This window comes from Nocardiopsis listeri NBRC 13360, from assembly GCF_001570765.1.
Lineage (GTDB): Bacteria > Actinomycetota > Actinomycetes > Streptosporangiales > Streptosporangiaceae > Nocardiopsis > Nocardiopsis listeri.
Genome location: NZ_BCSH01000001.1, coordinates 128,218 through 141,499, shown reverse-complemented (window position 1 = coordinate 141,499; position 13,282 = coordinate 128,218). Strand labels below are relative to the sequence as shown.

The following is a 13,282-nucleotide window of genomic DNA, read 5'->3' as shown; positions in this document are numbered from 1 at the left end:
ACCCGCGCCCCGTGCGTGGCTCAGAGCGATTCATGGGTCAGGACGACGGCCACCAGGGTTCGGGCAGGGGCGCCCCGAACCGGAGCGCGGTGTCGAGCCTGCCCCACCGATCCCCCGCCCGTGTCAACGCCCGCCAGGAGAGGTTCGTGTCGCCGAGCGTGCGCAGTTCCTCGCTCACCTGATCGTACAGGTCGGTGATGCGGGAGTGCTCGGCGTCCGAGGCGTAGGGGTCGATGCGCCAGGAACTGGGCAGTGACCGCCCCCGCCTGAGCATCCGATCCAGTCGGGAGAAGGTCGTGTCCGCCCGGTCGAGGTCGGCTCGGGCGTGCGTGGGACTGCCGGGGCAGCGTAGGAGGTGGGTGAGGTGGCGGACCAGTTCTTCGGTGTGTGCGCTGTCGTCATGGGTGAGGATGTCGGCGGCGGTCATGCGGCCACCTCCCCGAGGACGGGGATGGACTCGACGTAGCGACGTACGCGTCGGGCCCTGCGCGCGCGACGTGCGCGGCCGACGCTGAATTCGGTGCGCAGGGCGCCCAGGTAGGTGTCGTAGGTGGTGTGCCAGCCACGGCTGGGCCGGAACAGTCGTACGAGGAGGGCGAGGATTGCCATTAGGGTCTTCATGTCGTCCTGTCTGTTCAGGTCGGCCACGGCCCCGGGGCGTGCGCTAACACGTCGCCGGGGTCCCGTCTTTCGCGGGTCTTCCAACGGTAAAGCACTTGTATCAACTTGTCACGTCTCGTTACGTCCCGCTACAGGCCGTTCTGACCCGTTTAGTGTCGGACTATGCACGAACTCGAAGGCCCCGAACCGATGTACCGGCAGATCGCCGACATCATCGCCGCACAGATCGAGGACGGTACCTACCGACCTAATTCCCGGCTTCCCTCGGAAGCGGAGGTCTGCACCCGATTCGATGTCTCCCGCCGCACTGCACGAGAGGCGTACGCGATCCTCATCGAACGCGACCTCGTCGTGACGTCCCAGGGCAAGGGCACCTACGTCAAACGCCGAGAAGCCTGACGGGCGCGGAATCATCGTGACGGTGCACGGGCGCGGCACCTTCGTGGCCGCCCGACCCGACGCCGCCCCCACGGGCGGGGACGACCACCCCTGACCGGAACCGCTACCCGTCGCCGGGGGCGACCGCGTGTTGTGTGCGGCCGAGAAGTCCGGGGTGGTCGACGGCCCAGGCGATCAACGACAACCCCACCACCGGCAGCAGGTACACCCCGACCGGGGCGGACCACAGCAGCCACACCACCGCCAACGGTGCGAGCAGCCCGGCGGAGACCAGCGAGGCCAGGTGGCGGACGTCGGGTGGCATGAACAGCGGGAACAGGACCACCAGGAACACCACGTACCCCATGGGCAACACGGCGCCGTTGGGCAGTTCGATCGCGAAGACGTCGAAGGTCCGCGCCAGTGGGCCGATCAACAGGGCCGCCACGGGTGGCGCCGCGCAGGCGGCCAGGGCCGCGCGCGGGTAGGGCGTGGTCGGGAGCTGTTCCGTGGGTTCTGGTGGACGGTTCACGGCCGCTGGACCCTCCGTGCGTTCGGCCACGGCCGAGGGCGGCCATGGTCTGGGCAGCAGAATACGCCGCGGTCGACCGCCCTAGATTCGGCCGAGCGCGACTTCCCACGGCCAGGGGTTTCGGACAGCGCATGGTCGCTCACGGGGAGTTTCGGTCCTGTGCGTCCGGCCACCTTCCAACACCTTCGTACGCGGCGGTTCCAGCGCATTCCGCCCAAAGCGCCACCGGGCGAGCCACCGCTTTTATGGGCGCAACGACCGAGGGGGGAGTTTTCCACAGGTTCCGCGATCTCGCTTGTCCCACCCCTGGGAACAGCGCATGCTCTACCCATGTCCCCCGGTCCACCTGCGAAGAGGTGAGTCGAATGTCCCGTGAGCCACTGCGCCCCGAACCGTCCGCGGTCCCCGAGGTGCCCGTGGTGGAGCCGCCGGCCGACGGGAAGGCCCTGCGCGCCGCGGTGCGTCGCGTGTCCCCCGAAGCGCTGTCGACCTTCGACATCCAACACCGCTATGTCCGCGACCTGTGTTCGCGTACCGGCGACCCGATTCCGGTGCGCATGTTCCTGCGCCGGTGGGGCGTGTTCGTGGAGTTGCGCGACTGCCCACGACGGGCGGCCCGGCTGGCCCGGCTCGAACTGGCGGCCGCGGAGGCCACCGACACCGAGACGGCCCGGGCCGCCGCCCAGGAGATCGCGCACATCCTCGACGGCGCCAGTCGTCGGTCGCCTGCCCCCTGACCGGGTCCCTTCGAACGAGACCACGTGACCGGCTCCGCGTGACGTGAGTGCCGTGAGCGATCTCCCGAGGCGGTCACTGGCCGCCTGTGGTCACCCCGCTCCACGCGACACCGCCGCCACCTGCGGTGACGACCCCGCACCGGACGCTACGCCCCGGTCGACCCTGTACCGGTGGAACCGCCCGGGTTAAGCTGCCCGGCGCAGGGGTGTGTGCGATTCGTGTTCGGTCGCCTACGTCCCCGTGCCGTTCCTGGCCCTCGGGTCGGGCGCGGCCCCGCCCGAGCCCCCGCCCCGCTCCCCGCGGGAACGACCCCCGGACCAGCATGCGACGTATCCTCCGCAGTCCCGAACGATCCCCAACGCGGCGTCGACGGCATCTCCAGGGACGCCGCGACGACGGCCAGGCCAACATCCTGCTGTTGTTCGGCATGACCATCGCCCTGTTGGCGCTCACCGTGCTGTTCGTGCGGGTGGGGTTCGCCAACGACCAGCGTTCCCAGGCCCAGACCGCGGCGGACGCCGCCGCCCTGGCCGCGGTGAGCGCCCTGCGGGACAGCGCGTCCGACCAGCTCGCCGGTGGTTCCTATCCGATGCCCCGCTACGACGAGGAGATCGCCGAGTCTCGGGCTGAGGACTTCGCGCGGGAGAACGGGGCGGTGCTCACCGACATCCGGGCCAGTGACAACGTGATGGGCCGTTCCGGCAACATCGTCCGGGTGGAGGTACGAGGTGCGCTGTGCCAGCGGGAGTTGGAGCCGGACGCCTCGCGGCACTGGAACGACATCGTCTGCGAGGGCGAGGAGGACATGAGCGAGACGTCCTTCGGCAGCGCCGCGGCGATCGCGATCATCGAACTCGACGCGGCCTGTGGACGTGACGACGACGGGCTGAACTGTGACGGTTCGCCGGTGGGCGACTCGGACCAGGCCGCGGGGCTGTTCGACGTGCACCTGGTCGACCAGGAGGGTCAGTACGAGTTCGATCCGAACTCGGTGTTCGGCGGAGGCGCGATCGTGGACTGCGAGAACCTCGGTGGCCTGCACCCGCAGATGTGCGCCGCCCATCAGGCGCTCAACGACCAGTTCCCGGGCTTCTACCTGTCCGCGGGCGGTTACCGCGACGAGGCCAGCAGCGACCACGGGTACGGCGAGGCCGTGGACTACATGATGGCGGAGCTGGGCGGGACGCCGACGCCGGACATGCACGCCACCGCCATCCAGGTGATCGACTGGCTCATCCAGAACCACCAGGAGCTGAACGTCAAGGGGATCATCTACGACTACCACATCTGGAATCCGGCGCGGGACGCGGTGGGACCGTGGGATGGCGTGAAGAGGTCCGCCGGGTACCGGGACGGTCCAACGCAGAACCACGTGGACCACATCCACCTGTCCGCCGGGCCACCGCCCTTCCGCTAGTCCTGGGAACCATAACCGAGAACCCCCTCTGAACAGGGAGTTTGCGGTTATCCACAGGTTCGGACTCGGGGCTTGCCGGGATGACCCGGGCCGCCGAACCTTGAGACATGACGCGAGAACACGTCGTACCTCACGGAAGCGTCCCGCTCCTTCTCCGCCCCCATGGCGCCCCTCCCCCGCCGCGGCCTCGCCGTCCAGGGGGATCCTCGGTGTCGTCGGGCACGCCACCTCCCGGCCGCGAGCCACTACCGGGCGTCCTGCGGCCGGAGTCGGCGGAGCCGGCAGGGGACGCGGTCGCCTTCGGCCGCACAGCCGCCCACCCGTGGGGTGTGGACCCGTACCCACGGGGCACCCGGATGACCCGGACACGGTCGCACGTGGCGGCCGACCGGCCCCTGCCGCGAGGGGTTCGGCCGACCACACCGGCCCGGACCGCGCTGGACGTCGCCCATGGAGCTCCGGTCAGGGAGGTGGGCGCATGACCCAGGGGCCGCGCCGCCGGCCCGCACCGCACGTGCGCGCTCGGGTTCCGCTCCGGGCCCGGCACGAGGATGGCGAAACGAGGAGGCGGGGCCGCCACTCGCCCCGCCGAGACCGGGACACGAGAGCACGGGGCGACCAACCGCCACACCCGGACCAGGGCGCGGGGGTGCTGGAGTACGCCGCGCTCCTGACCCTCATCGCGTCGCTCGCGGCCACGCTCACGGTGGTGGCACCACAGGTGGCCGAGCCGTGGGGAACGGCCGCGGAGCGCGCCCTGGACCCGGAATCGACCACGACCGACCACGAAGGCACACCGTTCGGTGACGCAGACCTGGACCCGGTGGAGGTCGCGGAGACGGTCCTGCGCTGTCTGCCCACCCCGGACCCGGTGGGCAGGGTGGACTGCGTGCTCGCCCTGTTGGGGCTGTTGGATTCGGACCTGTTGGAGGCCACGCTGTTGCAACTCACCCCCGAGGAACTCCACGGTCTGTTCGCCGGGGGCAGGTTCGACTCGACCGTGGCGGCGCGCACGGCGGTGCGACTGGTGTGGGAACACGGTTCACGACGCCTGCTGCGGGCGCTGGCGGAAACGGAGACCTTCGGCTTCCTTCGGGGGTATCTGGAGTCCCCTGAGATCCAGTACACCCTCCGTTTCGTCGGTGTCGGCGGGGATTATGTGCGTGTCGTACTCGAACGGAGCGGTGAGTGACCGCGTCGTACTCCCCGTAAGCGGTACACCCCTCACTTCGAACCGCAGAAACGAGGCGTTGTCAGTGTCGACATCGATGCTTTTCACCGACCCGGCGGACCAGGCTCCGGCGCAGAGCCCGGACTGGCCGATGACCCTGCTCGTGGTCGCGGTCTGTCTCACGGTCATCGCGAGTGGTTGGGGGGTGTCCCGTCTGGTCCTCGACGGTGGTTCGCAGGGGGCGTCCACCCCGGTGGACCACCCGAGTCCACGGGCCCGCCCACCCGCGGAGCGACCCGAGGAAGCCGACCCCGCGGACGCTGAGGCAGTCCTGGAGGCGGCCGCGGAGGAGCTGAGATCCTCGCCCTCGGTACAGGTGAGCTACGCCCAGTACTCGCAGGGCACGGAGGCGGGCCGGGGTTGGGCCCGCGCGGGCGAGGACCTCGACGTCGAGTTCGAGCACTACCACCGGACCGAGGAGGAAGTGGAGGTGTTCCGCTACGAGCTCGCCGGATCGGGGCACCTGATGACCGCCGAGAAGGGGTTGAACGGGCTCACCCTGCTGGACCCGCCCACCGAGGCGGACCTGCGGTTGTGCTCGGTGGATTTCCTCCTGGCCACCATGGACGCGCTGGTGGAGTCCGCCGTGGGACTGGAGCTGGTGGAGACCGAGGAGGTGCGTCTGCCACGGGGACCGGAGGGGGTCCCGGCGAGCACCCACACCGCGCACCGATACTCGGGGAACTTCCCCGCTTCGATGGGCGGCTACGACCCCGACACCGGCGACAACACGTTGACGCGTCTACCGGACGCCGAGTTCGACCTGTGGATCGACGAGGACGGCCACCCCCGCCGGCTCAGCTACGAGACGGCCGACGGGGACGGGGAGACCTACGACTACCACGCGGTGGGCAACTGAAGGGACGGCCGGGTTCAGAGCGTTCCGGCTCGCGCGGTGACCAGGTCGGGGACGCTGACGGTGTCGTCGAGTTCGTAGGCGTAGGGCGGGTCGGGGACCTCGCCGCGCAGCTCGGGCTGTTCGGAATCGACCAGCAGGTTGTCACGGGTGACGACGTCGCCGGGTTCCTCCTCCTCGCTGGAGACCGACAGGGGGGTGCGTTCGAAGTAGTTGCCCTCGACCAGCACCTTGGAGCCTTGGGCGGAGCTGACCCCGTACTCGGGGTTGTCCCGGAAGTAGTTGTTGAACACGTGGACGTGCTCGGCGTTGCGGGCACGCGGGTGTCGGGAGGTGGTGCCGTCGAAGAAGTTGTGGTGGACCGACACCCGCAGCGCGCCGGTGTCGTCCTCGGTGGAGCCGATGGTGACGGCGGCCTCGGCCTCGACGAAGTGGTTCCAGGACAGGGTGACGTGGTCGGCGCCGTCGGTCACCATGACCAGGGCGTCGTCGTCTCCCCCGGTGAAGGTGGATCCGTCCACCCACACGTGGTGGGCGTCGCCGTGGACGGCGATGGCGGTGCCGTCCACGTCCATGGTGACGTTGGCGACGATGACGTTCGTGGAGCCGTCGACGTCCAGTCGACCATCGGTCAGTTCGGCGCCCTCGCCCACCCCCAGGACGGTCTTGTCGGAGCCGACCGCGATGGTGCCGTCGAGGTCGATGTCGCCCTCGACCTCCACCACGAGGGGTTCGTCGGAGGAGAGGTGTTCGGCGAGGTCGTCGGCGTCGGTGGCGGTGACGGTCTCCCCTTCGGCGCCACCGGTCACCCCGGGGTGTTCGGTGTCCTCGCCCTCGGTACCATCCTCGGCTTCCTCCGTGTCCCCACTGCCTTCGCCGTCATCGCCGCCATCGCCGTCATCGCCGGGTACCGCCTCCACCGTTCCGGGCTCGGCCGCCCAACCCACCGGGGTGCCGTAGGGCCATTCCTCCTGTGACTCCTGCGGCGGTGGACTGGTCTCGTCGACGTCCTCCGGGTCCGGATTCACCGCCGCGCCGGTGGGCGTCTCGGTTTCCTCGGCGGTTTCCTCGGAACGGGAGCAGGAGACCAGGGCCGCACACAGCAGGACCACGAGACAGGACGCGGCGAGAGGGTGGAGTCGCATCTGGAACTTTCCAACGAGCGGGGAGGGAGGGGGGTGTCGAATCGTACCGATTCTCTCAGGCCCGGGGAGAGTCTGGGCACGGCCATCCCCGACAGCGCACGGCAGAGGGCGCCCTCCCCCTTGCTCGGGGAACGACGCCCTCTGGTGGTGTTCGGGCCGTCCGGGCGCTCACCGCGCCCGGAGGTCGGAAGCGACCGTGGAGGTTACTCCGCGGCCCAGCCGATGTCCTCGTACACGAAGTCGGCGGCCAGACCGAACTCACCGAAGTTGTGCAGGTCGTCCTTCATGACCCAGAAGCCGGGACGCTCGAACAGCGGGATGGTCAGGACCTCTTCCCACAGCAGGGCGTCGATCTCGTTGGCGATCCGGGCGTACTCGTCCGGGTCGGTCTCGACCACCATCTCGTCGAACAGCTCGTCGATCTCCGGGGTGGAGTGCTTGCTGTTGTTGGCGCCCCAGTTCTCGCCCTCCTCGTCCAGCGGCATGCCGTAGTTGCCCTTGGAGTCGCCGCCGAAGGGTGAGGTGCCGGTGAGGACGTAGGTGACCATCTCGTAGTTGCCGGGGGTCACGTACTCGGAGAAGAGCGCGTTGGCCGGCACCTGTTGGACGTCGACCTCGACGCCCACCTCGGCGAGCATCTGCTGGGTCATCTCGGCCTCGTCCACGGCCAGGTCCATGCCCTCGGAGGCAACGTAGGCCAGGGTCAGGCTGTCGCCGTCCTCGTTGGTGCGGAACTCCGCACCGTCCTCCAGGGTCCAGCCGGCCTCGTCCAGGAGCTCGGCGGCGCGGTCGAGGTCGCGCTCGCCCAGGTCACCGCTGTTGTCCTGGTAACCGTTCTGGCTGGAGCGCAGGAGGCGGTTGACCTCACCGGTGATGGGCCACTCCACCGCGCCGAGGGCGACCTCGGCCATGGTGTCGCGGTCCATGGCCAGGGCGATGGCCTGACGAACCTTCTTGTCCTCCAGACGCGGGCTGGAGCCGTTCAGCGCGGTGAAGCGGTGACCGTGGTTGACGGCGCGGGTGAAGTAGGCGCCCTCACCCTCCATGTCCTTCACGCGCTCGTAGCCGGCGGCGTCGTAGCCGAGGTAGAAGGCGTCGACCTCACTGTTGGCGAAGGCACCGGCCTGGGCACTGGTGTCCAGACCCGCGAAGATGATGCGGTCGAGCTTGGCCTCCTCTCCCCACCAGTCCTCGTTCTTGTGGACGGTGATGCGGGAGGCGACGTCGTCGAACTCCACGTCGCCGAACGGACCGGCGGTGACGGGGATGTCCTTGTTGTAACCCTCGGCGAAGAGCTCCGCGTCCTCCATGTACTCCTTGGGGTACAACTCACGGAAGAGCGTGGGCCACTCACCGTAGGGCTCGCTCATCTTCAGGGTGAAGGAGTACTCGTCCTCACCCTCGACGACCTCGTCGACCCACTCGTAACCGTCGGTGGAGATGATCTCGAAGTCGTCGCCGCGCTCACCCTTCATGGTGGTGACAACGGCTTCGTAGTCCTCCCAGGTGATGGGCTCACCGTCGGACCACACCGCGTCGGGGTTGAGCACGTAGTCGATTTCGAGGCCGTCGTCGCTGACCTCGTAGTCGAGAACGTAGTTCTCGTTGGGAGCGAACCCGCCCTCGGCGTCATAACGGGTCACGGACGGCATGACCGCGGCGATGACTCGGCGCACGTCGCCCTTGTTGCCCTGGACGTGGAGCATGTTGTGCTGCTCTTCGTACTCGCTCAGGGCCCAGATGAAGTCACCTCCGTCCTGGAGGTCGTCGCGGTCCGCGGGGTTGAGGTCCTCGGCCGGCAGGGACGCCTGCTCTGCTTGGGCGTCGCCCTCGTCCTGACCGTCGTCGCTCGCGCAGGCACTGGCCAACAGCACCAGCGCGAAAGCGGGGGCGAGGTAACGCGCCTTCCCGATACGCATGGGGATTTCCCTCCTAGGGATGGTGTGACCGGTGCGCGGGGCGGCACCGGCCGTGCCTTCGAACCGTGGATCAGACAAGGTCGCTCCGCCGTTCCGCGAAATGGCAGGCGGATCCCTGGTCCCCACCGTTGGTGGGCCGGATCTCCGGCTCGACGCTCATGCACTGCTCCTGGTCGGACTCCGAGAGAGTGATGAACTTCTGGCACCTCGTTCGGAAGCTGCAACCCGAGGGCGGGTTCGCGGGGCTGGGGAGGTCCCCTTCCAGAACGATGTGCGTGCGTGTCCGTTCCCGTTCCGGGTCCGGAACGGGGATGGCGGACAGCAGGGCTTGGGTGTAGGGGTGGCTGGGCCGGGTGTAGATCGACTTGGTGTCGCCGATCTCCACGATCTTGCCGAGGTACATGACCGCCACCCGGTCGGCGATGTGCCGGACCACGGACAGGTCGTGCGCCACGAACAGGTAGGCCAGGCCGAGCTTGGCCTGGAGCTCCTCCAGCAGGTTGATCACACCCGCCTGGATGGACACGTCCAAGGCGGAGACCGGCTCGTCCAGGACCAGGAGTTTGGGTTCCAGGGCCAGGGCCCGGGCGATGCCGATGCGCTGACGCTGACCACCGGAGAACTCCGCGGGGAAGCGGGTGACGTGCTCGATGTTCAGTCCGACGAGGCCGATGAGCTCGTAGACGCGCTCGGTGACCTCCCGGGCCGGGACCTTGTGGGTGCGCAGCGGCTCGGCGATGATGTCGAAGACCGGCATACGCGGGTCCAGGGAGCTCATCGGATCCTGGAACACGATCTGCATGTCACGGCGCAGCCCGAACCTCTCGCTTCGGGAGAGCGTGCCGACCTCACGGCCCATGACCTCGACGCTGCCGCGCTGGGGCCGTTCCAGGCTCATGATCTCCATGAGGGTGGAGGACTTGCCGCAGCCGGACTCCCCGACCAGGGCGAGGGTCTCCCCCTCCCGGATGTCGAAGTCGATGCCGTCCACGGCGGACACCGTGCCGACGCGACGCCTGAAGACCGCGCCCTTCATCAGGGGGTGGTGCTTGATCAGGTCCTGGACCCGCAGCACCTCGGGAAGGCTCTCCCGGTCACCCGCGGCCCTCGCCGGCTCGGGGATCTCCGGCACCGGGTAGATGTCCTGGGCGGTCCACCCGTTGGCCTCGATCTCGGCGGACCGGACGCACGCCACACGCTGCGCGTCGGTGTTCTCGTCCTGGTCGGCATCGGCCTCGGAGGCGCGCGAACCGATGGTGAGCAGCTCGGGCTCGGCCTCATCGCATTCGGGCCGGGCGATGGGGCAACGCGGCGCGAAGGGGCAACCCGGTGGCAGGTCGGTCAGGGACGGCGGGTTGCCCTTGATCGGCACCAGCGCGCCCTGGTCCTCCAGGTCCATGCGGGGAACCGCGCCGAGCAGACCCATGGTGTAGGGCATGCGGCTGCCGTAGTAGATCTCGTCGACGCTGCCGATCTCCACGGGACGGCCCGCGTACATGACCAACAGTCGGTCCACGAAGCCGGCGACGACGCCGAGGTCGTGCGTGATCATGACGATCGCGGCCCCGGTCTCGCGCTGGGCGGTACGGAGCAGGTCCAGGATCTGCGCCTGGATGGTGACGTCCAGGGCGGTGGTGGGCTCGTCACAGATGATGACGTCGGGGTCGTTGGCCATGGCCATGGCGATCATGACGCGCTGGCGCATGCCGCCGGAGAACTCGTGCGGGAACGAGCGGTAACGCGCCTCGGGGTTGGGGATGCCCACCAGGGACAGGAGTTCCACCGCGCGGGCATGGGCCTTGTCCTTGCCCGCCTTGGGGTTGTGCACGAGGAAGGCCTCGGCGAGCTGGTCGCCCACGGTGTACACGGGTGTCAGGCCCGACAGCGGGTCCTGGAAGACCATGGAGATGACCTTGCCGCGCTTGCGGGCCATCTCCGTGTCCTTCTTGCCCAGGATCTCCTCGCCGTGCAGGCGCACGGAACCGGTGATCTCGGCGTGCTCGGGCAGCAGCCCCATGGCGGCCATGGAGGAGACGGACTTGCCGGATCCGGACTCGCCGACGATGCCCAGGACCTCACCGGCGTGGACGGCGTAGCTGACGCCGCGCACCGCCTTGACGTCGGGGTTGTTGTTCATCCCGGGAAAGGTGACGGTGAGGTCGGTGACCTCCAGGACCGGGGTGCGGGCCGTGTCGTCGTTGTTCGTGGACTCGGTTTCCACGATGGTCTCGGTGCTCATTGGTGTGCCTTCCCCCTAGGACCTACGCGACTTGGCGTTGGGGTCGAGGGCGTCGCGCAGCCCGTCCCCGATCATGTTCACGGCCAGAACCAGCAGCACCAGCAGCACCGTCGGGAAGATGAAGACCCAGGGCGCCGTGGTGGCGAACGAGGCGCCGTCGGCGATGACCACGCCCAGACTGATGTCGGGGGACTGAACGCCCAGGCCGAAGTAGCTCAGCGCGGTCTCGCCGATGATCGCGGTGCTGACCATGATGGTGGCGTCCGCGATGAGCAGCGACGACATGTTCGGCAGGATGTGCCGGAAGATGATCTTGTGCGGGGGGACGCCCATGAAGCGGGCGGCGTGGATGTACTCGCGTTCACGGAGCGAGATGGTCAGTCCCCTGACCATCTTGGAGGTGACCATCCAGCTGAACACCGCCAGGAGGATGACCAGAATGAGCCAGCCTCCGTTGCCGACGAAGTGCCGGGACAAGATGGCGAGGATGACGAAGTTGGGCAGTACCAGGGCCAGGTCGGCGATCCAGGTGAGGGCCTTGTCGGTGAACCCGCCGAAGTAGCCGGCGAAGGCACCGATGACGGCCGCCATCGCGGTCGAGATCAGAGCCACCAGAAGACCGATGAGCAGTGACTTCTGCAGACCGGCCGTGGTCTGGGTGAAGATGTCCTGGCCGGTGCGGTTGGTGCCGAACCAGTGGTCGGGTGAGATCCCTTGCAGGAGCGCGGTGTAGTCCCGCTCTCCCACCCCCCAAGGGCTGATCACCGGGCCGAGGAAGGCGAACAGGATCAACAGCGCCAGGATCACGATACCGACGATGACGCGGCGGGTCTCGATGAGCTGGCGGGCGATGTCCTTGAACCGGTTGGGCGCCGGTGGCGCGGTGGGCGCGTCCGATGTCGTCTCGGTGACGGTGCTCATGGCGTGGTCTCCAACAAAGCTGCTGCGGGGGCACCCTTGTGGGGCGCGGGGATGCTGGTCTGTTCGGTGGTGCGGGACATCGTCACACCCTCACCCGGGGGTCGAGCCAGGCGTAGAGGATGTCCGAGAGGAACGACGCCGCCATGATGGTGACGGCCATGAACCAGGAGACCGCGGCGACCACGTGGACGTCCTGTTGGGAGATGGAGTCGATGAGCCAGGCGCCCATGCCGTGCCAGCCGTAGATCTTCTCGGTGAAGGTCGAACCCGAGACCAGGGCGCCGAAGGTGAACGTGAAGTAGGTGATGGTGGGGATCAGCGCGGTGCGCAGGGCGTGCTTGAACAACGCCCGGCGTCGCGTGAGTCCCTTGGCCATGGCGGTGCGCACGAAGTCCGACCCCAGGACGTCCAGCATCATGTTGCGCTGGTAGCGGGCGAAGGCGGCGAACAGGGCCAGTGCCAGGACCAGGGTCGGCAGGATCGCGTGGTGGATCCGGTTGAGGAGCAGCTCCCACGCGTTTCCTTGGAAGCCCGCCGAGTACTCGCCGACGTACTTGAGGAAGGTGAAGCCGAGCCCGTCGTTGATCGCGACCGCGATGACCTGGATGACGATCGCGATGACGACCGTGGGGATCGACAGCACGAAGAAGGAGGCGCCGGTGGCGGCCTTGTCGAAGGCGCGGTACTGACGCACGGCGGCGTAGGCGCCGATGGCGATGCCCAGCGCGCTGCCCAGGATGGTGGCGACGGTGATGAGCCGCAGGGTGACACCGGCCTTCATCCACATCTGGGCGGAGACGTCGCCGCCCTGGATGTTCTTGCCGAAGTCACCGGTGACGACGCCCTTGAGCCAGGTGAGGTATCGCTCGGCGAGCGGGGTCTGGTCGTTGAGGTTGAGGGTGTCCAGCTGGGCGTTGACGACCTCGGGCGCCGGTGGTGGCTGCATCTGTTCGAAGTACACGCGCGGCTGCAGGTTGGTGGCCGCGAGAAGGTACGCGAAACTCGTCGCCAGAAAAATCAGGACGACGTAGTTCAGCAGCCGCCTCGCCAGGAACTTGCCCAAAACTATCTCCGAACCTCACACCGAGCCCGGCGCTTGATCTGTGCTTGTGAGTCATCACCACGGTGAGTGATCTCGGTCGGGCAGGGGTTCGCTCGCGCCCGAACCGTAAGGACGGCTAAGCGCTCGCGCTCTCCCGACCCCACGAGGTTCACTCTCGGTGGTCGACGAAACACGCTGACATCCGATTCACGGTCCGTGACCGGAATGTCAAGAGTCTGCGTG

Annotated in this window: 13 protein-coding genes; 5 read left to right on the top strand and 8 right to left on the bottom strand. The window is 68.3% G+C overall.

Features of this window, described 5'->3' with window-relative positions; translation table 11 throughout:
• Positions 1-37 precede the first annotated feature (37 nt).
• Complete coding sequence (locus NLI01S_RS00540) at positions 38-427, bottom strand: hypothetical protein (protein WP_067597344.1); 390 nt, start codon at positions 425-427, stop codon at positions 38-40.
• Positions 424-609, bottom strand: a complete 186-nt coding sequence (locus tag NLI01S_RS00535) for a hypothetical protein (protein WP_067597340.1) — start codon at positions 607-609, stop codon at positions 424-426. Before NLI01S_RS00535 ends, NLI01S_RS00540 begins: the two co-directional genes overlap by 4 nt.
• Before the next feature lie 174 nt (positions 610-783).
• Between NLI01S_RS00535 and NLI01S_RS00530 the strand changes: the two genes are divergently transcribed.
• Positions 784-1,020, top strand: a complete 237-nt coding sequence (locus NLI01S_RS00530; RefSeq protein WP_067597337.1) for a GntR family transcriptional regulator — start codon at positions 784-786, stop codon at positions 1,018-1,020.
• A 103-nt stretch (positions 1,021-1,123) separates the two neighbouring features.
• On the opposite strand, the gene NLI01S_RS00525 is transcribed toward NLI01S_RS00530, so the two are convergent.
• Entirely contained in the window at positions 1,124-1,531 is a 408-nt protein-coding gene (locus NLI01S_RS00525) for a hypothetical protein (protein ID WP_067597334.1), read from the bottom strand.
• Positions 1,532-1,896: 365 nt separating this feature from the next.
• Here NLI01S_RS00525 and NLI01S_RS00520 point away from each other — a divergent pair, with 365 nt between their 5' ends.
• The 4 genes from NLI01S_RS00520 to NLI01S_RS00505 all read left to right on the top strand — a co-directional run bounded on the left by NLI01S_RS00520 (position 1,897) and on the right by NLI01S_RS00505 (position 5,776).
• On the top strand, positions 1,897-2,268 hold the full coding sequence (locus NLI01S_RS00520; RefSeq protein WP_067597331.1) for a hypothetical protein: 372 nt from the start codon (positions 1,897-1,899) through the stop codon (positions 2,266-2,268).
• 323 nt (positions 2,269-2,591) lie between these two features.
• Positions 2,592-3,686, top strand: a complete 1,095-nt coding sequence (locus tag NLI01S_RS00515; RefSeq protein ID WP_157090889.1) for a pilus assembly protein TadG-related protein — start codon at positions 2,592-2,594, stop codon at positions 3,684-3,686.
• Between the two features lie 649 nt (positions 3,687-4,335).
• Entirely contained in the window at positions 4,336-4,878 is a 543-nt protein-coding gene (locus NLI01S_RS00510) for a hypothetical protein (protein WP_067597328.1), read from the top strand.
• 76 nt (positions 4,879-4,954) lie between these two features.
• Positions 4,955-5,776, top strand: coding sequence for a hypothetical protein (locus NLI01S_RS00505; protein WP_067597325.1), 822 nt, complete (start codon positions 4,955-4,957; stop codon positions 5,774-5,776).
• A 14-nt stretch (positions 5,777-5,790) separates the two neighbouring features.
• Here the strand turns inward: NLI01S_RS00505 and NLI01S_RS00500 are convergent, their stop codons facing one another.
• The 5 genes from NLI01S_RS00500 to NLI01S_RS00480 all read right to left on the bottom strand — a co-directional run bounded on the left by NLI01S_RS00500 (position 5,791) and on the right by NLI01S_RS00480 (position 13,060).
• A complete protein-coding gene (locus tag NLI01S_RS00500; protein WP_067597322.1) occupies positions 5,791-6,918 on the bottom strand; it encodes a pectate lyase family protein in 1,128 nt (375 codons plus the stop codon).
• A 203-nt stretch (positions 6,919-7,121) separates the two neighbouring features.
• Complete coding sequence (locus tag NLI01S_RS00495; RefSeq protein ID WP_067597319.1) at positions 7,122-8,837, bottom strand: ABC transporter family substrate-binding protein; 1,716 nt, start codon at positions 8,835-8,837, stop codon at positions 7,122-7,124.
• A gap of 70 nt (positions 8,838-8,907) precedes the next feature.
• Positions 8,908-11,076, bottom strand: coding sequence for a dipeptide ABC transporter ATP-binding protein (locus NLI01S_RS00490; protein WP_067597316.1), 2,169 nt, complete (start codon positions 11,074-11,076; stop codon positions 8,908-8,910).
• 15 nt (positions 11,077-11,091) lie between these two features.
• Positions 11,092-11,997: an ABC transporter permease gene (locus tag NLI01S_RS00485; protein WP_067597313.1), complete on the bottom strand. Its 906-nt coding sequence runs from the start codon at positions 11,995-11,997 to the stop codon at positions 11,092-11,094.
• An 82-nt stretch (positions 11,998-12,079) separates the two neighbouring features.
• Positions 12,080-13,060 (bottom strand): ABC transporter permease, encoded by a 981-nt coding sequence (locus NLI01S_RS00480; protein ID WP_067597309.1) that lies wholly within the window; start codon positions 13,058-13,060, stop codon positions 12,080-12,082.
• Positions 13,061-13,282 lie beyond the last annotated feature (222 nt).